Annotated in this window: 24 protein-coding genes; 14 read left to right on the top strand and 10 right to left on the bottom strand. The window is 71.5% G+C overall.

The window, feature by feature from the left end; translation table 11 throughout:
- Nucleotides 1–37: 37 nt before the first annotated feature.
- Nucleotides 38–1,441 (top strand): leucyl aminopeptidase, encoded by a 1,404-nt coding sequence (locus ACIHFD_RS51750; protein ID WP_350725495.1) that lies wholly within the window; start codon nt 38–40, stop codon nt 1,439–1,441.
- 84 nt (nt 1,442–1,525) lie between these two features.
- Here the strand turns inward: ACIHFD_RS51750 and ACIHFD_RS51745 are convergent, their stop codons facing one another.
- A complete protein-coding gene (locus tag ACIHFD_RS51745; protein ID WP_350725493.1) occupies nt 1,526–2,164 on the bottom strand; it encodes an O-methyltransferase in 639 nt (212 codons plus the stop codon).
- Nucleotides 2,165–2,336: 172 nt separating this feature from the next.
- Here ACIHFD_RS51745 and sigE point away from each other — a divergent pair, with 172 nt between their 5' ends.
- From sigE to ACIHFD_RS51725, 4 genes are all read left to right on the top strand, one after another.
- A complete protein-coding gene (sigE, locus tag ACIHFD_RS51740) occupies nt 2,337–2,969 on the top strand; it encodes an RNA polymerase sigma factor SigE (RefSeq protein ID WP_350725491.1) in 633 nt (210 codons plus the stop codon).
- A complete protein-coding gene (locus tag ACIHFD_RS51735; protein WP_350725489.1) occupies nt 2,969–3,493 on the top strand; it encodes an anti-sigma factor in 525 nt (174 codons plus the stop codon). Before sigE ends, ACIHFD_RS51735 begins: the two co-directional genes overlap by 1 nt.
- A 179-nt stretch (nt 3,494–3,672) precedes the next feature.
- Entirely contained in the window at nt 3,673–5,427 is a 1,755-nt protein-coding gene (locus tag ACIHFD_RS51730) for a trypsin-like peptidase domain-containing protein (protein WP_397373187.1), read from the top strand.
- 443 nt (nt 5,428–5,870) lie between these two features.
- On the top strand, nt 5,871–6,236 hold the full coding sequence (locus ACIHFD_RS51725; protein ID WP_364242007.1) for a sec-independent translocase: 366 nt from the start codon (nt 5,871–5,873) through the stop codon (nt 6,234–6,236).
- A 522-nt stretch (nt 6,237–6,758) separates the two neighbouring features.
- Here the strand turns inward: ACIHFD_RS51725 and ACIHFD_RS51720 are convergent.
- The gene (locus ACIHFD_RS51720) at nt 6,759–7,895 is read right to left on the bottom strand and encodes an Mrp/NBP35 family ATP-binding protein (protein WP_397373186.1); all 1,137 of its coding nucleotides are present in this window, start codon (nt 7,893–7,895) and stop codon (nt 6,759–6,761) included.
- Between the two features lie 160 nt (nt 7,896–8,055).
- Here ACIHFD_RS51720 and ACIHFD_RS51715 point away from each other — a divergent pair, with 160 nt between their 5' ends.
- Nucleotides 8,056–8,517 carry a MarR family winged helix-turn-helix transcriptional regulator gene (locus tag ACIHFD_RS51715; protein WP_397373185.1) on the top strand — a complete coding sequence of 154 codons (462 nt, stop codon included), beginning with the start codon at nt 8,056–8,058 and terminating at the stop codon, nt 8,515–8,517.
- On the opposite strand, the gene ACIHFD_RS51710 is transcribed toward ACIHFD_RS51715, so the two are convergent.
- Nucleotides 8,501–8,968, bottom strand: coding sequence for a DUF1003 domain-containing protein (locus tag ACIHFD_RS51710; RefSeq protein WP_355197177.1), 468 nt, complete (start codon nt 8,966–8,968; stop codon nt 8,501–8,503). The genes ACIHFD_RS51715 and ACIHFD_RS51710 overlap by 17 nt on opposite strands.
- A complete protein-coding gene (locus tag ACIHFD_RS51705; RefSeq protein ID WP_355197175.1) occupies nt 8,949–10,169 on the bottom strand; it encodes a magnesium transporter MgtE N-terminal domain-containing protein in 1,221 nt (406 codons plus the stop codon). The genes ACIHFD_RS51710 and ACIHFD_RS51705 overlap by 20 nt, the downstream gene beginning before the upstream one ends.
- 96 nt (nt 10,170–10,265) lie before the next feature.
- Here ACIHFD_RS51705 and ACIHFD_RS51700 point away from each other — a divergent pair, with 96 nt between their 5' ends.
- Nucleotides 10,266–11,219: an EamA family transporter gene (locus tag ACIHFD_RS51700; RefSeq protein WP_350725477.1), complete on the top strand. Its 954-nt coding sequence runs from the start codon at nt 10,266–10,268 to the stop codon at nt 11,217–11,219.
- A gap of 60 nt (nt 11,220–11,279) precedes the next feature.
- Here ACIHFD_RS51700 and ACIHFD_RS51695 read toward each other — a convergent pair whose 3' ends face one another.
- Nucleotides 11,280–11,651, bottom strand: a complete 372-nt coding sequence (locus tag ACIHFD_RS51695; protein WP_397373184.1) for a hypothetical protein — start codon at nt 11,649–11,651, stop codon at nt 11,280–11,282.
- Between the two features lie 128 nt (nt 11,652–11,779).
- On the opposite strand from ACIHFD_RS51695, the gene ACIHFD_RS51690 reads away from it, so the two are divergent.
- Nucleotides 11,780–12,712, top strand: coding sequence for a CoA ester lyase (locus ACIHFD_RS51690; RefSeq protein ID WP_350725473.1), 933 nt, complete (start codon nt 11,780–11,782; stop codon nt 12,710–12,712).
- Here the strand turns inward: ACIHFD_RS51690 and ACIHFD_RS51685 are convergent.
- Together ACIHFD_RS51685 and ACIHFD_RS51680 are read right to left on the bottom strand one after the other, a co-directional pair.
- A complete protein-coding gene (locus ACIHFD_RS51685) occupies nt 12,702–13,244 on the bottom strand; it encodes a DUF6529 family protein (RefSeq protein WP_350725471.1) in 543 nt (180 codons plus the stop codon). The two genes, ACIHFD_RS51690 and ACIHFD_RS51685, sit on opposite strands and share 11 nt — an antisense overlap.
- Complete coding sequence (locus ACIHFD_RS51680) at nt 13,241–13,954, bottom strand: hypothetical protein (protein ID WP_397373183.1); 714 nt, start codon at nt 13,952–13,954, stop codon at nt 13,241–13,243. The genes ACIHFD_RS51685 and ACIHFD_RS51680 overlap by 4 nt, the downstream gene beginning before the upstream one ends.
- 100 nt (nt 13,955–14,054) lie before the next feature.
- On the opposite strand from ACIHFD_RS51680, the gene ACIHFD_RS51675 reads away from it, so the two are divergent.
- Together ACIHFD_RS51675 and ACIHFD_RS51670 are read left to right on the top strand one after the other, a co-directional pair.
- Nucleotides 14,055–15,038, top strand: coding sequence for a lysostaphin resistance A-like protein (locus ACIHFD_RS51675; protein ID WP_397373182.1), 984 nt, complete (start codon nt 14,055–14,057; stop codon nt 15,036–15,038).
- A 304-nt stretch (nt 15,039–15,342) separates the two neighbouring features.
- Complete coding sequence (locus ACIHFD_RS51670; RefSeq protein WP_397373181.1) at nt 15,343–18,102, top strand: hypothetical protein; 2,760 nt, start codon at nt 15,343–15,345, stop codon at nt 18,100–18,102.
- Between the two features lie 58 nt (nt 18,103–18,160).
- Here the strand turns inward: ACIHFD_RS51670 and ACIHFD_RS51665 are convergent, their stop codons facing one another.
- A complete protein-coding gene (locus tag ACIHFD_RS51665) occupies nt 18,161–18,556 on the bottom strand; it encodes an NUDIX hydrolase (RefSeq protein ID WP_397373180.1) in 396 nt (131 codons plus the stop codon).
- 47 nt (nt 18,557–18,603) lie between these two features.
- Here ACIHFD_RS51665 and ACIHFD_RS51660 point away from each other — a divergent pair, with 47 nt between their 5' ends.
- From ACIHFD_RS51660 to ACIHFD_RS51645, 4 genes are all read left to right on the top strand, one after another.
- Complete coding sequence (locus tag ACIHFD_RS51660) at nt 18,604–19,257, top strand: DUF6758 family protein (protein ID WP_350725461.1); 654 nt, start codon at nt 18,604–18,606, stop codon at nt 19,255–19,257.
- A gap of 57 nt (nt 19,258–19,314) precedes the next feature.
- Nucleotides 19,315–20,025, top strand: a complete 711-nt coding sequence (locus tag ACIHFD_RS51655; RefSeq protein WP_350725460.1) for an MBL fold metallo-hydrolase — start codon at nt 19,315–19,317, stop codon at nt 20,023–20,025.
- 148 nt (nt 20,026–20,173) lie between these two features.
- Entirely contained in the window at nt 20,174–21,100 is a 927-nt protein-coding gene (locus ACIHFD_RS51650) for a PD-(D/E)XK nuclease family protein (RefSeq protein WP_364241977.1), read from the top strand.
- Nucleotides 21,101–21,204: 104 nt separating this feature from the next.
- Nucleotides 21,205–22,389: an MFS transporter gene (locus ACIHFD_RS51645; protein ID WP_397373179.1), complete on the top strand. Its 1,185-nt coding sequence runs from the start codon at nt 21,205–21,207 to the stop codon at nt 22,387–22,389.
- Here ACIHFD_RS51645 and ACIHFD_RS51640 read toward each other — a convergent pair.
- On the bottom strand, nt 22,340–23,251 hold the full coding sequence (locus ACIHFD_RS51640; RefSeq protein ID WP_397373178.1) for an oxygenase MpaB family protein: 912 nt from the start codon (nt 23,249–23,251) through the stop codon (nt 22,340–22,342). The two genes, ACIHFD_RS51645 and ACIHFD_RS51640, sit on opposite strands and share 50 nt — an antisense overlap.
- A gap of 13 nt (nt 23,252–23,264) precedes the next feature.
- Nucleotides 23,265–24,155: an alpha/beta fold hydrolase gene (locus ACIHFD_RS51635; RefSeq protein ID WP_397373177.1), complete on the bottom strand. Its 891-nt coding sequence runs from the start codon at nt 24,153–24,155 to the stop codon at nt 23,265–23,267.
- Nucleotides 24,156–24,398: the final 243 nt, after the last annotated feature.

Below are 24,398 nucleotides of genomic sequence, written 5' to 3'. Positions count from 1 at the left end.
CCGGCGCCAGGGTCGCTGACGTTCGAGGAGAGAATCCGTGCCCATTGAGACCACTGCGTCGGTGGTCGCCCAGGTTCCCGACGGAGCCGAGCTGCTGGCCGTTCCCTTTGACTCCACCCTCAGCCCCGAGGTCGAGCTGCACCTGCCGGTGTCCGACCTGCTGGCCCACTACGAGGCCAAGGGGGAGGCGGGGGAGATCGTCGAGGTTCCCGTGGCCAGGGGCGGCGGTGTCGGCCGCGTCCTGCTCTACGGAGTGGGCGACGGCTCGCCGCGTGCCCTGCGCAAGGCCGGCGCCGCGCTCGCCCGCAGAGCCAGGGGCAGGGACACGCTGACCGTGGTCGCGCCCGACGGCGACGTGGCGGCGTTCGCCGAGGCGGCGCTGCTCGCGGCGTACTCGTTCAAGATCGGCAACGGGGGCAAGAAGCCGGTGCGGGCGCTGGCCCTCGCGGGCGCGGACGCGGCGCAGGTGCGGCGCGCGCAGGTCGTGGCGCAGGCGGTGGCGCTCGCCCGCGACCTGGCCAACACGCCTTCCTCCGTCAAGAACCCCGCGTGGCTGGCCGAGCGGGCCGCCGAGGTCGGGGTGCCCGCGCGGATCTGGGACGAGGAGCAGTTGCAGGCCGACGGGTTCGGCGGCATCCTCGCGGTCGGCAGGGGCTCGGCCAGCCCGCCCCGCCTCATCCAGCTCTCCTACACCCCCGCCGAGCCCACCGACCGGCACGTGGTGCTGGTGGGCAAGGGGATCACGTTCGACTCGGGCGGGCTGTCGCTCAAGCCCAACGAGAACATGAAGACCCAGAAGACCGACATGGCGGGCGGCGCGGTGGTGATCGCCGTGCTCGGCGCGCTGGCCGAGCTGGGCGCTCCCGTACGGGTCACCGGGCTGATCGCCTCCGCCGAGAACATGCCCTCGGGCACGGCGCAGCGGCCCAGCGACGTGATCAAGCATTACGGCGGGCGCACGGTCGAGGTGCTCAACACCGACGCCGAGGGCCGGCTGGTGCTGGCCGACGCCCTCGCCTACGCCGACGCCGTCCTCGACCCCGACGAGGTCGTGGACATCGCCACCCTCACCGGGGCGATCACGGTGGCGCTCGGCCGCAACGTCGGCGCCGTCTACGCCTCCGACGACGCGCTGGCCAAACGGCTCCTGGACGCCGGGCAGGTGAGCGACGACCGGCTGTGGCGGATGCCGCTGATCGAGGACTACACGCCCGCGTTGGAGTCGTCGATCGCCGACCTGGCCAACGTCGAGGCCGGGTCCAGGTTCGGGGCCGGGTCGATCACGGCGGCGCTGTTCCTGCGGGAGTTCGCGGGGCGGCGGCCGTGGGCGCACCTCGACATCGCCGGCGTCGGGCGCAGCACGGTGGACGAGGGCACGCTGACCAAGGGCGCCACGGGATTCGGCGTCCGCCTCCTGCTGGAGTGGCTCACCCGCGCCTAGCAGCCGGCTCGCTCGCGGCTGGGCGGCCCACCGGGGCCGGCCGGCTCGCGCAGGCGGCGCTCCGCCCGAGTGACTCGCCTGCGGCTAGTCGGCGATCTTGATGGCGGCCAGCAGGCCGTCGCCCAGCGGCATGAGCACCGAGCGCAGGCGGTCGTCCGACTGCACCAGCTTGCCCACCTCGCGCAGCGCCACCGTGTCGGTGTCGCGTTGCGCGGGGTCGGCCACCCGGTTGTGCCACAGCATGTTGCCGAAGGCCACGATGCCGCCCACGCGCAGCAGGCGGACCGCCTCGGCGAGGTAGTCGGCGTACTCCTGCCTCGCGCCGTCGGCGAACACCATGTCGTAGCCGCCGTCCGACAGCCGCGGCAGCACGTCGAGCGCCCGGCCCGAGATGAGCCGCACCCGCCCGCCGGAGAAGCCCGCCTCCGCGAACGCCTGTCTGGCCAGCCGCTGGTGCTCGGGCTCGACGTCCACGCTCGTGAGCGTCCCGTCCGTACGCATGCCGCGCAGCAGCCACAGCCCCGAGACGCCGCATCCCGTGCCGATCTCGACGACGGATTTGGCGTTGACGGCGGTGGCGAGGAAGCACAGTGCCGCCCCGCCGCCGGGAAGGATGGGTGTGGCCCCCATCTCCAGCCCGCGCTGTCGCGCCGTGTGCAGGAGCTCATCTTCCTGATGGAACTGCTCCGCATAGGCCAGAGTGGCCTCCACCGGGTTGGTCATCGGCCGCCTCCCCCGCTTTCGTGCGATTGGTCCACGTGATTGGCACCGATCGCAGCCTAGGGGAGACACGCCAGGACGGGAACTCAGGAGGGACCTAAGGCGTTGCAGGTTTAAACGGGCTTTGCCGGTCCGGAAGGCAGGCAGTGCGCACGAAGGGACGAAACCAGGCACTATGGCGGTAGCGGTGGTCCCAAAGAGAGGAGTTCTGGTGGACGAAAGCGACCACCAGGCGGATGCTCCCGTGTCGTCTGATTGGACACCTCCCACATGGGAGGAAGTGGTGCGGACTCACTCCGCACGCGTGTATCGGCTGGCATACCGGCTGACCGGCAATGTCCACGACGCGGAAGACCTCACCCAGGAGGTCTTCGTCCGCGTCTTCAGGTCGCTGTCGAGCTACACCCCGGGCACGTTCGAGGGGTGGCTGCACCGGATCACGACGAACCTTTTCCTCGACATGGCGCGGCGCAAGCAGCGCATCAGGTTCGAGGGGCTGGCCGACGACGCCGCCGAGCGGCTGCGTGGCCGTGAGCCGTCCCCGGCGCAGGCGTTCGACGACGCCCACCTGGAGCCCGACATCCAGGCCGCCCTCGACGCGCTCGCCCCCGAGTTCCGGGCCGCGATCGTGCTGTGTGACATCGAGGGCCTTTCTTACGAGGAGATCGCGGCCACGCTCGGCGTCAAGCTGGGTACGGTCCGAAGCCGTATTCACCGTGGCCGGGCGCAGTTGCGGGAGGCACTCGATCATCGAGCCCCCCGTAATTCTCAACTCCCCCCGACCGTGATCCGTGGGGAGGAATTCTGATGGCTCATCTTGGAGAACGCGTGTCCGCGCTCGTGGACGGCGAACTCAACCACACCGAGCGCGAGCGCGCGCTGGCTCATCTGACCTTCTGTGCCGACTGTCGGCAAGAGGTCGAGTCGGTGCGGGCGCTGAAGTCGCGCCTGCGCTCCCTGGAGGGGCCGGCGATGCCGGCCGATCTGACGATGTCCCTGCTCCGGATGGCGGAGCCGGGCGGCCCGCTGCCGCCGAGGGAGCGCCCTTTTCCGTCCCGCACCTTCGGCGGGGTGCCCATCCCTGGGCCGCACACCATCGCTCCGCTGGACAACCGCCCGCGGAGGGACGCCACTGGTGGGGCCTCGGGCCCTGGTCGTGGCGGTAGGCGGCGTTCGACCTACGTGGCCGTAGGGGTGGTCTCCGCGGCCGTCGCGCTCGGCACCTTCTTCGCGGCCACCGGCGTCGGACAGAACAACCCGGCGCCGCCGGTGGAGCTGTTCCAGCAGCCGCGCACCTCGCCGGCGGGCGCGCCTTCGACAGCCACTCCTTGACCTGGGGTTGACCTCCGGTTATGCCTGGGAGACTTGGACTTGGCGTACTTGGCAGCGCGCTGGGCATACGATCTGGGTTCGGGATTTGTCACAAGCGATTCCTGACAAATGCTTTATGACCCTCGTATGCCGCAAGAGCGAGGATTGCGGTGGCCGAGCCAAGGAGTGGTGAGACTTAGATGACCGACGAGACGCGCCCCACCGAAGGACGCACGCCGTCGGACTACCCCGAACCACAGGGGCGGCCGGACTTCCTGCCCGCGGACGACTCGCCTGACCAGGCCGGCCGGTTGCCTGAGCCGCCCGCCTCGTTCGGCACCTCTTGGGGCGACCCGTCGGGTCGCCCCTCTTCGGGTGTCCCCCCGTACGGTGGCCCGACCTCCGGCGCTCCCACGTTCACCAGTCCCTCGTTCGGCTCCCCGAGCTCCTACGAGAGCCCTTCGTACAGTCACGAGGGCAGCGGCCCGTCGTTCAGCGCCTCCTACGACAGCGGCTCCGCGTTCGGAAGCCCTTCCTACGAGAGCACCGGCCCCTCCTACGGAAGCGGCCCCTCGTATGGGAGCGCTCCGTCCTACGGGAGCGGTCCGTCGTATGGGAGCGGTCCGTCCTATGGGAGCGGTCCGACGCATGGCGGCGGGCCGGACAACGGGACGCGTGCCTACGAGAGCCCGCTGTTCGGCGGCCCTTCCCCGTCCGGTCCCACCGGCGCCAACACTCCGCCGCCACCGCCCCGTCAGGCGCTTCCCCTGGGCGCGGGCTGGGCGCCGCCGCCTCCCGGCGCGGACGCGGGCTCCTCGGGGGGCAGGCGCGGGCCGGGCACGGTCCTGCTCGTCTCGACCGCCGTGGCCATCGCCCTGGTGGCCTCGCTGCTCGGCAGCGTCGGCACCTACCTGCTCACCAAGCCGAGTGACGGCAACGACCCCGGCTACAGCCTCGGCCCCCTGCCGACCGGCGGCGCCGCCAACCGGGAGCCCGGATCGGTGGCGGGCGTGGCCGCGCGGGTGCTGCCCAGCGTGGTCTCGATCGAGGCCGGCACCACCACCGAGGGCGCGACCGGGTCCGGCTTCCTGATCAAGAACGGCTACGTGGTGACCAACAACCACGTCGTCGCGCTGGCCGCCAAGGGCGGCGAGATCCGGATCATGTTCAACAACCGCAAGACCACCCCGGGCAAGATCGTGGGCCGCGACCCCGGCTCGGACCTGGCCGTGATCAAGCCCGAGGACACGTTCGGGACGCCGGAGATCACCCTCGGCAACTCCGACCAGGTCGTGGTCGGCGACCCGGTCATCGCGATCGGCTCCCCGCTGGGCCTCACGGGCACGGTGACGACGGGCATCGTCAGCTCGCTCAACCGTCCGGTCATCGCGGGCGACGAGACGGGCTCCGGCACGGAGGAGCCCGCCTACATCAGCGCCATCCAGACGGACGCCGCCATCAACCCGGGCAACTCGGGCGGCCCGCTGGTGAACGGCAAGGGCGAGGTCGTCGGCGTGAACTCGGCCATCGCCACCCTCGGCCGCTCGGTGAACAGCCAGAGCGGCAGCATCGGCCTGGGCTTCGCGATCCCCGTCAACCAGACGCGGCGCGTGGCCGAAGAGCTGATCACCACCGGCAAGGCCAAGCGGCCCAGGATCGGCGTCGTCCTGGACAAGGACTACAAGGGCCAGGGCGTGAAGATCGCGTCGTCTCCCAGCGGCGGCCGCCAGCCGGTGGACGCCAACGGGCCGGCGGACAAGGCCGGGCTGAAGGCGGGCGACGTCATCCTGGAGATCGACGGGCTGACCCTGCAGGACGGGAACGAGCTGATCGCCCTGATCCGCAGCAAGGCGCCGGGCGCCAAGATCACCATCAAGTACCAGCGCGCCGGCCAAGAACGCACCGCCACCCTCACCGTGGTCGCCGACGACGAGCCCACCCCGACGCCGTCCTGATCCGCCCGGCCGTCCTTGGCGGCGGCCCTGTGCGTTTCTTCACAGCGGCGCGGGCGGTTCGGTGTCCGTCCTTCGGGTTCTTCATGGCGGCGCGGGCAGTTTGGTGTCCGTCCTTCGGTTTTGAAGGCCGCGCACGGTGGGACGACCCGCGCCGCCTTTGGTATCCGTCCTTCGGGTTTTTACGGCTGCGCACGGCGGGCACCACCCGCCGACCCGGGTGACCGGCCCTCCAGGGAGACGCTCACCAGCTTCCCCGCCGCGCCGCCGTAACGGACGGTGCGACCGGCTGGGTGGTAGACGCGTTGACCAGGGCCGAAGGGGTGTATGCGGGGAATGTCGGTGATATGACCGAGGGTGGACGACCGACCTACGCCCGGGAGCCCTTAGTCTGTGGATAGGCCGGGGTTGTCCTCGGAGTGATTGGACTGCGGTAGGAGCTCACGGTGTTCGGACTCGGGTGGATGGAGATCGGAGCGCTGATCGTCATCGCGCTGCTCGTCTTCGGTCCCGACAAGCTGCCTCAGGCCGCATCTCAGGCCGGCAAGACGCTGCGCAACCTGCGCCGGATGGCGAACAACGCGCGTGACGACCTGCGTTCCGGGCTGGGCCCGGAGTTCGCCAATTTCGACCCCGCCGACCTCAACCCGAGGAACTTCGTCCGCAAGCACCTGCTCGACGACCTCGAGGACGACTGGAACGACAACAAGCCTCGGGAGCTGGAGCCCGCCACGACGGCTCCGTACTCGCCCGAGCCGGTGGACGAGCTCGGATACGGGGAGATTCCCCCTTACGACTCAGAGGCCACCTGACGGGCCGGGGAAGGCTCGTCGCCGTCCATACGGCCCGCCGCCTCCCGGACGGCACACGAGGGCTCAAACAACCCGCCACCCGTCCCCTGGGGCCGGCGTCGCCCACAAGCGCTCATATGGCCCTCTGAGGGTCCTCCGCGCCCTCTCGGGCGCGCCTGGTCAACGCTCTTGACCACCCAGCCGGTCACGCCTGCCCGTTGCGGAGGCGCGCCGGGGAAGCCGGTAAGCGTTCCCCTGGAAGGCCGGTCACCCGGGTCGGTGGGTGGCGCCCACCGTGCGCAGCCGTAAAGAACCCGAAGGACGGGCACTGAGGGCGGCGCGGATGATGTTCGCCGTGGCAGCCGTAAAGGATCCGAAGGACGGGCGCTGAAAACGGCGGGAGTGCTGCCCGTTGTGCGCAGCCGGACAAAGCTCAAGGACGGCGTGGATGCTCGCCGTGCGTAGCCGTGAAGGACCCCGAGGGGGACTGAGAACGGCGCCCGCCCAGGGGACGGGCGCCGGAAATCAGGCAAGCGCCGAAAATCAGCGGTTGGGGGAGAGGCCGAGTTGGAGGCCCTTGAGGCTGGTGGAGCGCTTGCTCAGGGTGGAGGCGATATTGCGGAGTTCGGCCGCCGCCGGTGCGTCGGGCTCCGTCAGGACCAGCGGCTTGCCCTCGTCGCCGCCCTCGCGGAGCCGGAGGTCGATCGGGACCTGGCCCAGGAGCGGGACGCGGGCGCCCAGCGTGCGGGTGAGCGCGTCGGCGACCGTCTGGCCGCCACCCTCCCCGAACACGGCGATGCGCTCGTCGCAGTGGGGGCACGGCAGCCAGGCCATGTTCTCGATGACGCCGGCGATCTGCTGGTGCGTCTGCGCGGCGATCGAGCCCGCCCGCTCGGCCACCTCGGCGGCGGCCATCTGCGGCGTCGTCACGACCAGGATCTCCGCCGTCGGCAGCCGCTGCGCCACCGAGATCGCGATGTCGCCCGTGCCCGGGGGCAGGTCGAGGAGGAGGACGTCGAGGTCGCCCCAGTAGACGTCGGCCAGGAACTGGTGGAGCGCCCGGTCGAGCATCGGCCCGCGCCAGACCACCGGCGTGTTGCCCTCCGGCTTGAACATCCCGACCGAGATGACCTTGATGTCGTGGGCCACCGGCGGCATGATCATGTCTTCGACCTTGGTGGGCCGCTCGGCGGCGCCCAGCATGCGCGGGATGCTGTGGCCGTAGATGTCGGCGTCGACGATGCCGACCTTCATGCCGTTGGAGGCCATCGCGGCGGCCAGGTTGACCGTCACGGACGACTTGCCGACCCCGCCCTTGCCGCTGGCCACCGCGAACACGCGGGTCAGCGAGCCCGGCTGGTTGAACGGGATCTCCTTCTCCGGCCCCCGGTTGCCCCGCAGCTTGGTCTGCAGCTGCTTGCGCTGCTCGGTGCTCATGACATCGAGCTCGATCTGGACGCCCGCCACGCCGTCGAGCTTGGCGACGGCGTTGGTGACGTCGCGGCGGATGGTGTCCTTCAGCGGACAGCCCGCCACGGTGAGGAAGATGCCCACGCGCACCACGCCGTCGGGAGCGATATCGATGCTCTTGACCATGTCGAGGTCCGTGATCGGGCGACGGATCTCGGGGTCGATGACGTTGGCGAGAGCCGCCGTCACCTGTTCCTGGGTAGGTGCCATCGAAGTCTCGGCACGAGGGAGTGCCGTCCCTCCTTTGTCGGTATATGTGTGACAGGCGCAGGACGCCAGTGAGGATGCCCCTCCATGGTATGAACCGGCGGCCCCACTGAGTTAATCCGTGCTGTTAGATGTCTGTGCAACAACGTCCTAAGGTTACTCCGTGACTCTTCTGCGCGACGAGGGCCTGACCGCCGAGGAGCTGGCGGTCTGGCGGATGATGCAGCGCGCCCAGGTGCGCATCACCCGGCATCTGGAGGCGGAGCTGCTCGTCGCCCACGACCTGCCGCTGGCCTCGTACGAGGTGCTCGTGCAACTGGCCGAGGCGCCGGAGCGGCGGCTGCGCATGAACGATCTCGCGGGCCGTGTCCTGCTCTCCCGCAGCGGCCTGACCAGGCTCATCGACCGGCTGCAGCGGGACGGGCTGGTGTCGCGGGAGGCCTGCGCGAACGACGCCCGCGGGCTGTTCGCCGTGCTGACGGACGCCGGTGCGGAGCGGCTGGCCGAGGCCACCCCGACCTACCTGCGCGGCGTCCGGACCCAGTTCCTCGACCTGCTGGGCGCGGAGGAGATCACCCGCGTCCGGGCGATGGTCGCCAAGCTGGACCTCAGCGACTCTCCTTGAGCTCCTCGGCGAGGCGTCCGAGCTCGGCGCGCAGGTAGTCGCGCGTGGCCAGCTCGTTCAGCGCCAGGCGCAGCCCCGCGATCTCGCGGGTCAGATACTCGATCTCGGCCTGGTTGCGGTCGGCGGTCTCGCGGTCCTGCTCGTACTGGATGCGGTCCCGGTCGCCCTGGCGGTTCTGGGCCAGCAGGATCAGCGGCGCGGCGTAGCTGGCCTGCAGCGACAGCATCAGCGTCAGGAAGATGAACGGATACGGGTCGAACTTGAGGTTCGGCGGCGTGAACGCGTTCCAGATGACCCAGATCGCGACGACCACGGTCATGTAGACGATGAAGCGCGCGGTGCCGAGGAAGCGGGCGATCTGCTCCGACAGGCGGCCGAACGCCTCCGGGTCGTAGTGCGGCCGCAGCGAGCGGCGCAGAGCCCGGGGCTCGTCAAGCCGTTCGGTCGTCATGATCGTCGGTCCCCTCACGCCAGTCCTCGGGCAGGATGTGGTCGAGCACGTCGTCCACCGTCACCGCGCCGACGAGCCGGCCCAGCTCGTCCACGACCGGGGCGGCGACGAGGTTGTAGTTCGCCAGGTAGCGGGTGACCGCGCGCAGCGTGAAGTCCGGCCTGATCGGGTCGATCGACGGGTCGATCACGCCGCCGAGCAGCGTCGACGGCGGCTCGCGCAGCAGCCGCTGGAAGTGCGAGACGCCCAGGTACGTGCCCGTCGGCGTCTCGGTGGGCGGCCGGGCCACGTAGACCTGCGCCGCCACGGCGGGCGTGAGGTCCTGCTGCCTGATGTGGGCCAGCGCCTCGGCCACCGTGGCGGTGGGGGGCAGGATGACCGGTTCGCTGGTCATCACGCCGCCCGCGCTGGTCTCAGGGTAGGTCAGCAGGCGCCGCACGGGGGCGGCCTCCCCGGGCTCCATCAGGGCCAGCAGCTTGGCCGCCTGGTCCTCCGGGAGGTCGTGCAGCAGGTCGGCCGCGTCGTCGGGGCCCATCTCCTCCAGCACGTCGGCCGCCCGCTCGGGCTCCAGCGTGCCGAGGATGGAGATCTGGTCGTCGGGCGGAAGCTCTTCGAGCACGTCGGCGAGCCGCACGTCGTTCAGGGCTCGGGCGATCTCGATGCGCCGCTTGCTCGGCAGCTCGTGCAGCGCGCTGGCCATGTCGGCGGCCCGCAGCGACTCGAACGCGGAGATCAGCCCGGCCGCCCCCTGGTCCTTCTGCAGCCTGTCGAACCCGGAGACCTCTTCCCACTCGACGATCCGCGGGTCGCGCCGCCTGCCCTTGTAGAGGGCCACCTGGGTGATCTCCCAGTGGGACGGCTTGATCTCCTCCATGGCCACGTCGTAGACGGTCATGGGCTCGCCCTCATGCGTGACGCCCAGGTCCAGCATCTCGCCGATCACCAGCGTCTCGGTGGCGCGCTGCTCGAACCTGCGCATGTTGAGCCGCCCGGTGAAGACCACGGCCCCCGTCTCGATGCGGCGTACCCGGGTGATGGGCAGGAACACCCTGCGGCGCGGCTGCACCTCCACCACCAGGCCGTGCACGTTGGGCCGGAGGCCGATGCGCAGGCCGACCACCACGTCCCTGACCCGGCCGATCTGGTCGCCCGCGGGGTCGAAGACCGGGGTGCCCGGCAGCCGGGCCACGAAGATCTTCACGTGGCCAGGCTAACAGTGCTGCCCCATTGCGCCCCGGACGCCTCTCATGTCAGTATCAAACGTGCTTAACGGTGATTACTGCCCAGGTGGTGGGCGATGAGGTACGCGGGGCTCGGGCTGGCCTTCGTGTCCTCCTGGTGTTTCGCGTTCTCCGGGCCGATGGCCAAGTACCTGATCACCGCCGGGCTGGCGCCGATCGAGGCCGTCTGGACGCGGATGGCGGGCGCGGGGCTGCTGCTGCTGGCCGTGCTGGCCGTGGTGAAGCCCCAGGCGCTGCGGATCCCCAGGTCCAGGCTGCCGTTCTTCGGGCTGTACGCGGTGATGGCGGTGGCCGGGGTGCAGTCGCTGTATTTCGTGGCGATCACGCGGCTGCCGGTGGGGATCGCGCTGCTGCTGGAGTTCATGGCGCCGGTGATGGTGGTGGCCTGGGTGCGGTTCGTACGGAAAGTACGGCTCGCGCGGGCGGCCTACATCGGGGCGGTCGTCGCGGTCCTGGGCCTCGGGATCGTGGTCGAGGCGTGGCAGGGGATGCGACTGGACGCGCTGGGCCTGGTGCTCGGCCTGCTGGCCGGGGCGTGCTGCGCCGGATATTTCCTGATGAACGATAGCTTCGGCGACGATGTTGACCCGCTCGGCCTCATCGCCTGGGGGATGGCGGGGGCGGCCGTGGTGCTGATCCCGTTCGCCCGGCCGTGGGACATCCCGTGGGCGGCCTTCACGGCCACCGTCGCGCCGGAGGGCGGCCGGACGCTGCCCGTGCTGGGCGCGTACCTGTGGATGGTGCTGGTCGCGACCGTGATCGCGTACATCCTGGGTGTGAACGCCGTGCGGCGGCTGTCGGCCGCGGTGGGGGCCACGGTCGCCTCGCTCGAGGTCATCGGCGGCGCGGTGGTGGCCTGGGCCCTGGTCGGCGAGACGCTGGGCGTCTTCCAGATCGTGGGCGGCCTGCTCGTGCTGTCCGGCGCGCTGCTCGCCCAGACCGCCACGGCGAGCCCCTCGCCGTCACCGGCGGCGGAGGTCGAGGCGGAGCCCGTCGCCGTCAGAGGCTGACCCTCGAAGCCCGTCGCCGTCAGAGGCTGACCCTCGAGGCGCGGCCAGGAGCCGGCCTCGTCAGCGGCGGTCGGGGGTGAGGCGCAGGACCGTGGAGTCGCGGGCCCAGCGCTCGATGAGGTGCTCGCTGTCGAGGGCGTTGAGCCGCTCCTTGGCCAGCGCGGCCACGGCGTCGGCCGCCGCGGCCTGGTCGACGACCGCGACCGCGGCCTCGAACTCCACCAGCCTGGCGCCGTTGTCCTTGCTGCGCAGCGTGACGTGGACCCGGTCGAGCGCGTCGATGCCGGGCAGCGCCTGCTCCTCGCCGCCCGTCACCAGGTAGATCGCGCCGTCGTGCCAGGTGTGCCAGGCCAGGCGGGGGCGGTCGAGGGTGAGCCAGAGGATGCCGGACTTCTTGGCGCCCTCCTCGATGGCCGCGGTGTCGTCGCTCACAGCTTCGACTGTAGTCCGTTCAGCGCGAGGACCCGAGCCGCTCCGAGGCGAACGAGCCGATCTCCCAGGTTTCCCGCGAGATCGAGGCCCGCATGGGAGCGACCTGGCCGGGCCAGTAGCGTGTGCGCATGCGCTCACGCCGTTCCGTGCTCGCCGTGCCAGGCAGCAACCCCAGGTTCCTGGAGAAGGCCCAGACCCTGCCCGTCGACGAGGTCTTCCTTGACCTCGAGGACGCGGTCGCGCCGCTGGCCAAGGAGGAGGCGCGCAAGAACATCGTGACCGCGCTCCGCGAGGGCGACTGGTCCGGCAAGACGCGCGTGGTCAGGGTCAACGACCTCACGACGCACTGGACGTACCGGGACGTGATCGAGGTCGTCGAGGGGGCGGGGGAGTTCCTCGACTGCCTGATCCTGCCCAAGGTGCAGGACCCGACCGAGGTCGTCTGGCTCGACACGCTGCTCACCCAGATCGAGAAGACCATGGGGTACGAGGTGGGCCGCATCGGCATCGAGGCGCAGATCGAGAACGCCCGAGGCCTGGTGAACGCCGACGCCATCGCCGGCTCGTCCAAGCGCCTGGAGGCGCTCGTCTTCGGGCCGGCGGACTTCATGGCGTCGATCAACATGCGGACGCTCGTCGTCGGTGAGCAGCCGCCCGGCTACGTCGAGGGCGACGCCTACCACTACATCCTCATGCGGCTGCTCATGGCGGCCAGGATGCACGACCTGCAGGTCATCGACGGGCCCTACCTGCAGATCAAGGACGTCGAGGGCTTCAAACGGGCCGCCAGGAGGTCGGCGGCGCTCGGGTTCGACGGGAAGTGGGTGCTGCATCCCGCCCAGGTGGACGCGGCCAACGAGGTCTTCTCGCCGTCGCAGGACGACTATGACCACGCCGAGCTCATCCTGGAGGCGTACGAGTACTACACCTCGGTCGAGAAGCGCGGCGCGGCCATGCTGGGCGACGAGATGATCGACGAGGCCTCACGCAAGATGGCGCTCGTCGTGGCGGCCAAGGGGCGGGCCGCCGGGCTGAGGCGTACGAAGAGCTTCACACCTTGATGCCGATGGCGGTGAAGAACCAGAACGACGACGTCAGCCAGAGCCCGATCAGCGCGGTGAACGCCAGCCCGCCGAGCACCGGCAGCGTCCAGCCGGGCGCGTCGTGCTTGGGCAGGGCCAGCATCTTCGCCGTGAACACGCCGTAGAAGAAGCAGCCGAGCAGCGAGTGCGCGAGCACTCGCGGCACGTCGTACTGCAGGCCCAGGGCGTAGAGGCAGTGGAAGGCGACGGGGATCGTGAGCAGGAACGCGATCCGCCCCGACCAGCGGTGCACGCCGGGCGGGATCGTGACCCCGAGCCTGCCCCACATCGACAGGGCCGAGACGACCTGCACGATCGCGAGCACGAACGCCCCCGTCGTCAGCCACGCCTTCATCGGCAGCGCGCCGGAGAACCCGGCCACGCCCACGGCGAACCCGGTGGGCGTGTGCACGCGCCCGTAGACGCCGAGCGCGAGCGCCGCCAGGCCGCCGGCCAGCAGCGGAACGAGGAGCGGGGTCAGGCCGCGGGACTGCTGGGGTACGGCGGTCATTGCATCTCCTCGATGAAGCCGTCCACGTCCTCAGGCTGGATCGTGGTGTCGCCGACGGTCACGGGCGCTGTGGGCTGGTCGTCCCGCAGCTGGGGGATCGGCACCTGCGTGTCGCCCTCGAACGCGGCGCCGACCTGGGTATAGCCGCCTCCCGGGTTCTTCAGCACGATCCAGCCGGCCCGGAGCTTGGCGCCCCTGACGAGCGCGGTGGCGCGGTAGAGGCCCGACGGCTTGACCACCGTGGGCGCGACGAAGGTCCACTTCTTGCCGCCGAACGCGACCGAGCCCCTGGCCCGGCCGCCGCCCAGCTCGGCGGTGACCTTGGCGCTGCCGAGACCGGTCAGTTGCAGCTCGCCGTCGGACTCGCTGCCCTTGAACCAGGCCTCGGCCTTGCCGTCGCAGAAGTAGGCGACGGCCTTGCCGTCTCTGATCGAGATCGCGATGAGGCCGCCGTTGCCCTTGACGTAGCCTCCGTAGTCCGCCTTCGCGATCTTCTTCGGTTCTGTTCGCTGAGGCGAGGGCGTGGCGTCCGCCTCGGCCTCCGATGAGCGTGACGGGGCCGCGGTGGTCTCGCCCGCCGACGGTGCCTCCGCGGCGGTGTTGGCGGCCTCGTCGTTGGCCGCCGGTGTCGCGGTGACGCTGGCGACACCCAGCCCCACGGCGAGCACTGCTCCCGCCGCGAGGGTGATGACAGGTCCCAGCCTTGACATGGACTGCTCCCAGGGTCGAAATGCCGTACGTCTCCGAGCATCCGCCTAAATCGGTGGGCCGTCTGTGAACTATTGCGCATCGCGCGGACAGAATGGATAGATGCAGGAGAATCCAGGGCACCAGCCGCCCGTCTACGGCATGCAGCCGCCGGTCCATCCGTATCAGCCGCCGCCCTGGTTCCTGCCGACGCCCATCGGTGCGAGTTACGACCACCTGGCGCGGAATGCCGCGACCCGGCCCTGGCGGGCGATCGTGGGCACGCTGGTCGTCGCCACCGGGTTCGTCGTGATCGGCGCGGTGGTGGTGTGGGCCGGCGTGGTGATGTCGCTGCTCCTCGGGATCCCCGCGCCGCTGGAGGCCGAGGGGCAGCTGTTCGGCGATCCGGTGTTCTCGCTGGTCGTGGTGTTGCTGTCGCTCGCGCCCGTGCTGCCCCTCGTGTACGGCACCGCGGCGCTCGTCCAGCGCAGGCGCCCCGGCACGCTCTCGTCCGTGGCCGGGCGGCTGCGCTGGCGCTGGCTGCTGACCTGCGCGGGCCTGGCGGTGCTGGCCCTGCTGCTGGGGCAGGGCGCGCAGGCGCTCGCGCTGACGGCGGCCGGCGAGGACGCCGACCTGTTCGGCTGGGGCGGATGGTCGGGGTTCCTGCCCGCGCTCGTCGTGATCGTGCTGCTGGTGCCGTTCCAGGCGGCCGCCGAGGAGTACGTCTTCCGCGGCTGGTTCGTGCAGGCGGTCGGGGCGCACATACGGAATCCGGCCTGGTCCATCGTGCTCGGTTCCGCGCTGTTCATGTCGCTGCACGGCTATTCGTGGGCGGGGCTCGTGGACGTGTTCGGGTTCGGGGTCGTGATGGGCTTTCTCACGGTGCGCACCGGAGGGCTGGAGTCGGCGATCTCCCTGCACGTGCTGAACAACCTGCTGGCCTTCGGGCAGGCCGCCGCGGCCGGGCATCTGGCCGACGCGCTGGACCAGGGAAAGGTGCCGGTGCCCTGGCAGGCGTTGTCCGGAACGGTGGTGCAGCTCGGGGTGTATGCGTTTGGTGTGTTGTATCTAGCCAAAAAACAGTCAATTAACACTATCTCGGAATAAATCGGTCCTGGGGTGCCGGGAATCTCGCTAGAGAGGTCTCGCTATTCCGGCTGAGTCATGCTGGTCTGGTCCTGTGGAACGGACCAGCGTCCTCGTTCCACCCGTACGACGTTCGACCCCATAGGAGGTACGGCGCGTGGCCTCCGGCCCCAGCGAACCGCCACGGCGACCGCCGGAAGACGACGAACCTCGTCCCGAGGGCGCCTCTGAACCGCATTCCTCCGAAGAACCGAGGATCAGCCATTCGCCGCCGGGTCCCACCGACGATCGGGCCAGGGGTTTACCGCTGAGTTCGCCCTGGGGCATGCCGCCGTTCGCCGCCCCCATTCCGGACGACGAGCCGCAGGAGCCGCCCAAGGGGCGCCGGCCGTACAGCTCGCCGACGGCCGAGCCCGAGGTCGAGCCGCGCCGCCGCCCCCGCCGCGTCGTCAACCGCCCGGACAAGCTCGTCGCGGGCACCCCGCTCCATCCGCCGCGGGAGGCGCCCGAACGGTCCGAGCCGGACGCGGAGCCCGCCCCCGAGCGGTCGTCCCGGCCCGCGCCGCCGTACCGGCTGGTGTATCCCGTCCCCGAGCCCGCCGAGCCCGCGGAGGAGCCGACGGGGTACGACGAGACCCCAGAGGTCCCAGAGGTCCCCGAGGCCCCGGAACAGGACGGCGAGCCCGAGGTACGGCGCGTCGGGCGCCCGCCGGCGGGCCGCCCCACGAGGCCGGACCTCCTCGTCGCCACCGACGGGGCGCGCCAGGGGTCGAGCGGCCGGCACCACAGAGGCCCGGCGCCCTCCGCCGTCCGCAGGTCCAGCCCCGTACGCCGCCGCAACAGGTCCACCCCCGTCGCCCTGACCCTGGCCGTGGCGATCCTGGTGGCCGCCGGCGTGCTCGTGTGGCAGTGGACCTCGGACGAGGCCCCGGGCCTGCGGCTGGAGGCGGGCACGGGGCGCTCGGGGGACGAGCTGTTCACCGTGCCGGCCGCGGGCGAGGGCGCCAACCAGAAGCTCAACGACATGACGTCCGTGGGCCGCGCGGTCGTGGCGGTCGGCAGCGACACGACGAGCCCGACCCCGCGCCCGCTCTTCCTGTTCTCGCCGGACGGCGGCAAGACCTGGCAGCTCGGCCAGGTGAACGGCGCCTCCACCCCCACGGTCCAGCGGGTCGTCGGCGGCGGCGGCCGCTGGCTGGCCAGCGGCGGCGACGGCGTGTCCGGCGAACGCGGCCTGTGGACCAGCACCGACGGGTTCAGCTGGACGGCCGTGGAGGCGGCGGGCCTGGCCGCGTTCAGGGCCGGTGACCAGATCAACGACATCGCCAGGACCGCCTCCGGTTTCGTGGCCGTGGGACGCACGACGGGAGACGACGGCGGTTCGGGCCCCGCGGCCTGGCGCTCCGCCGACGGCCGGACCTGGGAGCGGGTGGAGACCCGGGAGCTGGAGGTACGCGAGATCAAGGCGGTGGTCGCCAAGGGCGACACGGTCGTCGCCATCGGAGACCCCGCGGTCGGCGAGGGATCGCGGGTGCTCCGATCGGCGGACGGCGGGCGGGACTGGCAGGCGACCGCGTTCCAGCTGCCCGAGGTCGCGCCGCACACCGGGATGGTGGCCGTGTCGCCCAAGAGGTTCGTGCTGGTGCCGACGCGCTTCCCCACGTTCACGGGTGACCTGCGCGTCTACTGCTCGCCGACCGGGGCTCAGTGGTCGCAGTGCGGCTCCATCGGCGGCCTGAGCGGCGAGAGCACGGGCGTGGAGACGTTGATCTCCTACCCGTCGGGCATCGCGGCGATCACGCAGGCCGGCCTGGGCCGCTACTCGGTGCTGACCAGCGCCGACGGGCGCTCGTGGAGCAAGCGGACCGACCTCGGCAACCTGCCGGGCGCGACGCTGCGCGGGTTCACGATCGCCGACGGCGGCACCCTGTTCGCCGGCGGCGACCAGGCGGTGTCCGACGTCGACAACCAGCTCGTGCTCATGGCCGCGCCCCCGCGCGACGGCGCCTCGCGCGTCCAGCTCGGCCAGGTCGAGGGCCTGACCAGGATCGCCCGCGAGACCAACGCGCTGGCCGGCTTCGCCGGCCGGTACGTCGCCGTCGGCTCGGCCTCCGGCGACGCGGGCCTGTGGACGATCAGGGACTGGGTGAGCTGGAAGTCCATGAGCCTCGGCGGCCCGGGCAAGCAGACGCTGGAGGACGTGGCGCACGGCGGCCGCGGCTGGCTGGCCGTCGGCTCGACCGAGACGAACGTGGCCCTCACCGACCCGCTCCTCGTCACCTCCGCCGACGGGGAGAGCTGGAAGAAGGTGAACGTCACCGGCGACCTTGCCCGCGACCCGAACGCCCCCTCCCTGGAAACCCACGTCGTGACGGCCGGCAAGGAGGGCTACGTGCTGGCCGGCGAGGCCAAGGACCAGATGGGCGCGACGAGCGCCGCCATGTGGTTCACCCCCGATCTGCGCAAGTTCACCAGGTCGAAGAAGCTGCCGCAGGGCGGCTCCGGGGTGCGGATCTACGACGCCGTCGCCACCGGGGACGGCGGCTACGTGGCCGTGGGCGGCTCGGGCGGGGCCGACCAGGAGAGCAGCGTGGTCTGGCACTCCTCGGACGGCGTGAACTGGAGCGCGCGCAAGCGTGTGGTCCCGCCGGACGCCACGTCGGCCGGGCTACGACGGGTCACGACTTATCAGGACAAGCTGGTGGCCGTCGGCACGGCCGTGTCGGGAGGTTCGCGGCGCGCCTTCGCGGCGGTCTCGGACGACGACGGCTCGACCTGGCAGACGGCCTGGCTGCCCGCGGACCAGGCGGCGGCGGTGTACGACCTGGCCGCGGCGGACGAGGGGCTGGTGGCCGTGGGCTGGCACGGCGTGCCCGGAGAGGGCGACAGCGCGGCCTGGACCTCGCAGGACGGCCTGTCGTGGAACCGCATGGCGCTGACCAAGGACCGGCTGGCCGGCCAGGGCGCGCAGTGGCTGACGGCGGTGGCCGTGTCGGGGTCGGAGGTCGTGGCGCTCGGGCGGTCCACCACGTACAACGCCGACCACCTGATCCTCTGGACCTCCAGCCTCACCTCGAACCGGTAGGCCCGAGCGGTGCCACTTCAGGCGCCGCTCCAGCCGGGGCCGGGCGGATGGGGCCGTGTCAGCGGGGCAGCACGCCCCAGTCGGTCAGCGACTCCAGGAGGCCGGCGGTGAGCGGCAGCCGCGCCAGCTCGTCCGTGCCGCACCAGCGCACGTCGTCGGCGTCGTCCCCGGCCACGGGCAGGCCTCCCGTCACGGTGGCGAGGTAGTCGCGGATCACGTACGTGGCCCCGCCGAGGCCGGGGCGGTCCACCGTGCCCGCCAGGCGGCCCACCTCCACGCGCAGCCCGGTCTCCTCCAGCACCTCGCGCCGCACGCCATCGGCGTCCGTCTCCCCGGCCTCCAGGCGGCCACCGGGGATGGACCACAGCCCCTCGCCCGGCGGACGTCCCCGCTTGATAAGGAGCAACCGGTCAGAGGAGTCGAAAATAATCGCGCCGACACAATTTACGCGCACATGACCAAGATTACGACGGGACAACGGGAAGCGGCCTTGACGGGCCGGTGCCGGAGAAAGCACCGTGGGTAGTTGTGAGAGCGGCTCCTACCTGTCCACGGTGCTTTGGCCCGCTTCACGGGCCGAGTGCGTGGTCGAGCGCCTACCGATGCGACGCGCACGGTGATGTCCTGCCCTACCAGCCTCCGTGGCCGCCGACCGGTACGGCGCTGGAGGCCATCCGCAAGAGCGCCGTGGTGCCCGTGTGGCTGCCGTGGCCGTTGCCCGCCGGCTGGCTGGTGACCGGCTTCGGAGAGGTCGGTGACGAGCGCACCGGCGCCCGGGCCAGCGTGGTCGCGCTGACGGGGCCGTCGCTGACGGAAGGCCCCGCCGACCTGCTCGTCATCGCGGAGGAGCCGGGCATCGGGCTCGGCGCGGCGTTCGCCGGGCTGGACGGCCCCGACCCGGGCGAGGGGTTCGACTCGGGGCCGCCGAACGCCAAGATCGGCGTGCTCGGGCATCCCACCGCGCTGTGGTGCGTGGACGGGGCCGACGACCGGGCCGTCTACGCGGGCGAGGCGCTCGGCAACTGGCTGTGGGCCATCGCGTGGCCGGCCGACGCCGGCTGCATGATCGCGCTCGCCGAGCTGTCGTTGCTCGACGTCCGCGATCACGAGCTGGACGTGCCGTTCGGTGCGTTCTCGCCCCGGCTCGAGGATTAGGCGCGCTTTCACGCTCCTGATTCGCGCTCTGATGCAGACGGGCTAGAGTTCGGAGGCGTGACAGCGCGTATCGAGCGAGTGGTGACCGAGGGCGTCGTCGACATCGACGGCACCGAGCACAAGGTCGAGAACAACACCTGGATCATCGGTGACGACGACGAAGTCATCGTCATCGACGCGGCGCGTGACGCCGAGAAGATCCTTGAGCAGGTGGGCGAGCGGGAAGTGCTGGCCGTCATCTGCACGGCGGGCCTGCCCGACCACGTCTCCGCGGCCATCGAGGTGGCCAGCCGGGACGAGGCCGTGGTCGCCCTGCACCCCAAGGACAAGCCGCTGTGGCGGGAGACCTGGCGGGAGACCTGGCCCGACATCGACATGGAGGACGACGGCATCTTCGGTGTGGCCGACGTCCAGCTCGACGTCATGGAGACGCCCGGCATCTCACCCGGCGGAGTGTCGCTCTACTGCGAGGGGCTCGGGGCCGTCTTCACCGGCAAGGCCCTGCAGGCCGACGGGCCCGGCAAGCTGGGCGGCGAATACCCCGCCCTGCCCGACCAGCTGACCTCGATCGGCGGGCGGCTGTTCACGCTGCCGGCCGACACGCGGGTGCTGGCCGCCCACGGCGACGAGGTCACGATCGGCGACCTCGAGCCGCACTTCGACGACTGGGTGTCGGGCTCGCTGACCCGTACGGAAAGCGCCGACGACGGCCCCCTGACCGACGGGACCAAGCTCTCCGGGATCAAGCTCGACCCCGACGACGAGTGACGCGAGGGAGCGCCGCCGCCTGGACTGAGGAGCGGCGGGAGCGTAGCGACCAGAGCGACGAGGGAAGGCGGCGGCTCCCCAGCGACCGAGCCCGCCTCCACGGAGTGGAGGCCATGAACACGCGGAGCGCCTTCACGAGGTGGAGGCCATGAGCGCGGCTCAGGGGCAGCTTCCGCTGGACGGGATGCCGCGGCGGCTCTACTCGTGCACGCCGTCGCGGTTGAACGCGTGGCTCGACTGCCGCCGCCGCTACCGGTTCAGCTACCTGGACCGGCCGCAGCCGTCCAAGGGCCCCGCGTGGGCGCACAACAGCGTCGGGGCGAGCGTGCACAACGCGCTGGCGGGGTGGTGGCGGGAGCCGTACGACCGCAGGACCCCGCTGACCGCCGCCATCCTGGTCACGAACGGGTGGATCGCCGAGGGGTTCAGGGACGTCGAGCAGTCGGCCCACTGGCTGGGCCGGGCCCGCGACCTCGTCTCCGGATACGTCGCGACCTTGGATCCCGGTGACGATCCGGTGGGCGTCGAGCGCACGGTCGCGACCCGTACCAAGGTCATGGCCCTCTCCGGCCGCATCGACCGGCTCGACCGGCGCGGTGACGAGCTGGTCGTGGTCGACTACAAGACCGGCCGCCGGCCGCTCACCGAGGACGACGCCCGCTCGTCCCTCGCCCTGGCCGTGTACGCGGTCGCGGCCTCCACGATGATGCGCACGCCCTGTCGTACGGTCGAGCTCCACCACCTGCCGACCGGCGAGATCCTGGAGTGGCGGCACACCGAGGAGTCGCTGGCCCGCCACATCGGGCGCGCCGAGGACGTCGCCACGGAGGCGTCGGCGGCCGACGAGCGCTACCGCGCGCTCGTGCCCGCGCCCGCCAAAAAGGGTTCCGCCGCTTCGCGCACCGCTTCGGGAGAGCGGCCGTCCGTCGGACCGGCGGCGGTGCCGGACGAGATCGACGAGCTGTTCGCGCCGAGCCCCGGCCCGATCTGCTCCTGGTGCGACTTCCGCCGCCACTGCCCGGAGGGCCGGTCGGCGGCCCCCGACCGCAACGCGTGGGACGGCCTCGCCGAGTGACCCGCCTGCCGGGGCGAGCGGCGGAGGGGACCGCTCGCCTCGGCTGATGGCTTTTGCCGAGGGATGCCCAGTTTCCCGCAGAGAACAGTGGTAATGACGGGAAAGTGGCACCTATCGGGCGGTTACCCGCGGCAGTGGCGCTGGGCACACTCTTCAATCCCCTGAACTCGTCCATGATCGCCGTGGCCCTGGCCAGCATCGAGGCCGAGTTCCACGTGGGCATCGCGGCCGTGACGTGGCTGGCCGCCGGGTTCTACCTGGCCGGCATCCTCGTCCCGCCCGTGATGGGCACGCTGGCCGACAGGCTGGGCCCGAGGCTGGTGTTCTGCGCCGGGCTGGTGACGATGGCCGTCACGGGCGTGCTGGCCGCGCTGGCCCCCTCGTACCCGGCGCTGGTCGGGATCAGGCTGCTGCAGGCGTTCGGGAGCTGCGCGACGATGCCCGCCGGGATGGCGATCGTGCAGGCCGTGATGCCGGGCGAGGACGGGAGGCCGCCGCCGCGCGTGATCGCGACGATCTCCATGGTGCTCACCGCCAGCGCCGCCGCCGGTCCGGTGCTCGGCGGATTCCTGGTCTCGTTGTGGGGCTGGCGGGCGATCTTCCTGGTCAACGTCCCGCTCGCGGCGATCGCGCTCACCGCGGCGCTGCGCTGGCTGCCCAAGGTCCGCGTGGACGGCGCCAAACACGCCCTGCTGCCCCGGCTGAGGCCCGGGCTGCTGGCCACCTGCGGCCAGTTCTCCCTGGTCAACGTGGTGTTCTACTCGGCGTTCTTCGTGGTGCCGCTGTGGGCGCAGCGCTCGGCGGGACTGCCCGCCCACATCGCCGGCCTGCTGGTCCTCCCCATGGCCGGGCTGGCGATCGTCATGACGCCGGTCGCGGTGGCGCTGGCCGCGCGGGCGGGGATGCGGACCGTGCTGGTGGCCAGCGCGGCGCTGCTGCTCGCCGGCTCCTGCCTGGTCCCCGCCGTCGGCCCCGTCTGGCTGGTGCTGGTGGCGGCGGGGCTGCTGGGGGTGGCGTCGGCGCTCAGCCAGTTCGGGCTCAACTCGCTGGTCTTCGTGCACGCGGACAGGAGCGAGACCGGGGTCGCCGTGGGGTTCTTCCAGTCGTCCAGGTACGTGGGCGCCGCAACAGCGTCTACCCTGCTCGGCGTGCTGTTCGACGGCGGGGGCATGGGCCGCAGCGGATGGACGATGGCCGCCGTGTCGGCGGTCGTGCTGGTGGGCGGCACGCTCCTGCCGGTCAGGCGGCCGGCTCCCGCGGCCACCGGCGGGGATCGGTCAGGCCCTTGAGCCCCTTGCTCACGTCGTACCCGGCCGCGCCGAGACGCCCCCTGGCGGCCCGCAGCATCTCCCTCGTGGCCGGCATGAACGCGTGGTCGTGCACCGGCTCCGGCAGCGAGTTCATCCCCAGCCTGAACGCCCTCAGCGCGGCCGTGACCGTCGCGCGCGGCACCTCCGGCAGCGCCCCGTACATCCGCCTGGCCCAGTCCGGCAGCGTGTAGTAGCACAGCGCGCCGAACGGGAAGTAGGCGGGCTTGCCCGCCGACAGGAGCCTGAGCTCGTGCGGCAGCCTCGGCCACATCAGGAAGCGCACGGCCGAGGCCGCCTCCTCCGTGACGCGCAGACCGGCGCGCGCCTGCTTGAAGTAGGCGTCCATCTCCGCGCACGAGCCGGGCACGTCCTCGGGGTGCAGGCCGACGTACGCGGCGCTCTTGCGCTGCTCGTAGAGGTAGCGGTCGGCCTGGCGCTCGGTGAGGCCCAGCCCGCCGCGCCTGGCCACCTCCAGGTACGACGACACCTCCGCGCAGTGCACCCACAGCAGCAGTTCGGGATCGTCCACCCGATGGGTCCGGCCGGTGTCGGGATCGTGGATGCGCAGCGCCTTGTGGATGCCGCGCACCCGCCTGCCGATCTCGTCGGCCTGTTCCGGGCTGCCGAACGTCACCCGCCCCACGAAGTCGGCCGTGCGGCGCAGCCGCCCGAACGGGTCCTCCTGGAAGTTGGAGTTCTGCCAGACACCGCGCATGGCCAGCGGGTGCAGCGCCTGCAGCATGAGACCGCGTACGCCACCCACCCACATCGACCGGTCGAGATGCACCTGCCACGTCGCGCTCTGCGGTGGCTGCGCGACGATGTCCTCGATGTTCGCCATAGTAAGTAAAGAATTACATGGCATTGGACCTGGTGTCCAAATAGTGTTTCTCGGCCGCGTTCCAGAACCTCACCAGCGCCGCCGCCGTCGTCTCCGGCGCCTCGACGGCGGGCGAGTGGACGGCGCCGGGCACGACCACGGACTCGGCCCCGAGCCTGGCCGCCATCTCCGACTGCGCGTCGGGCGGCCACCCGTCGTCGTGCTCGCCGTACAGCACCAGCGTGGGCACCTCGACCTGGCGCAGCTCGTCGGTGCGGTCGTGCATGCCCAGCACCTGCTCGGCCATGCAGGCCAGCGCGGTCGGCGAGTTGGTGAGCAGGCGCTTGCGCAGGAACGCCAGGATCTCGTCGGACACGTCGTTGGACAGCGCCTCTGGCTCCAGCCGGTGGTGCCACACGTGCTCCAGGCCGAACGCCTGGACCTCTTCCATGATCTTGCGGCCGTTGACCGCCCGCTTGCCCTCGATGCCCGAGGGCCCGGACCCCATCAGCGTGAACGACGCGAACCTCGTGCGCCCGTCGATCACCGCCTCCCTGGCCACCAGGCCGCCGAACGAGTGGCCCACCAGGTGAACGGGGTCGCCGCCGCCGATGATCTGGGCGAGCGCGTCGACGTCGGCGCCGAGCGCGGGGCAGGTGTAGGCGGCGGGGTCGTCGGGGCCCGGTGTCTCGTACTGGCCGCGCAGATCGACGGCGATCACCCTGCGTCCCGAGTGGGCCAGGGTCATCAGCACCGCGAGGAAGTCCTCCTTGCTGCCTGTCAGGCCGGGGACCAGGAGGGCGGGCCAGCGCTCAATCACACCACTGACCGGGAGGGCCTCCAGGACCGCGAACGTGCCCTGTGGCGTTTCGATCTTCTGTGGTGCGACGCCAGGAGGCAGATCGAGGAATCGCGGCGTACTCACGTGAGGCAACAATACCCAGAGGTCAGCGGCTCGACACCGTCATGGGCATCACGCAGGGCAAATGCGGCTCCTCGCCGGAAGCCCCCCGGACGCGCCCAGAGCGCCTCAGGAGGGCCCGCGGGCCTCTTACCCAGAAGGGGGGGGGGCGCCCGGGGGGGGGGGGGGGGCCCGCCCGGGGCGCCCCCCCCCCCCCCCCCCGGCCCCCCCGGCGCCCCCCCCCCCCCCCCCCCCGGCCGCGGCGGC

The sequence above is a fragment of the Nonomuraea sp. NPDC051941 genome, from assembly GCF_044593615.1.
This window is presented reverse-complemented; position numbering and strand designations above follow the sequence as displayed.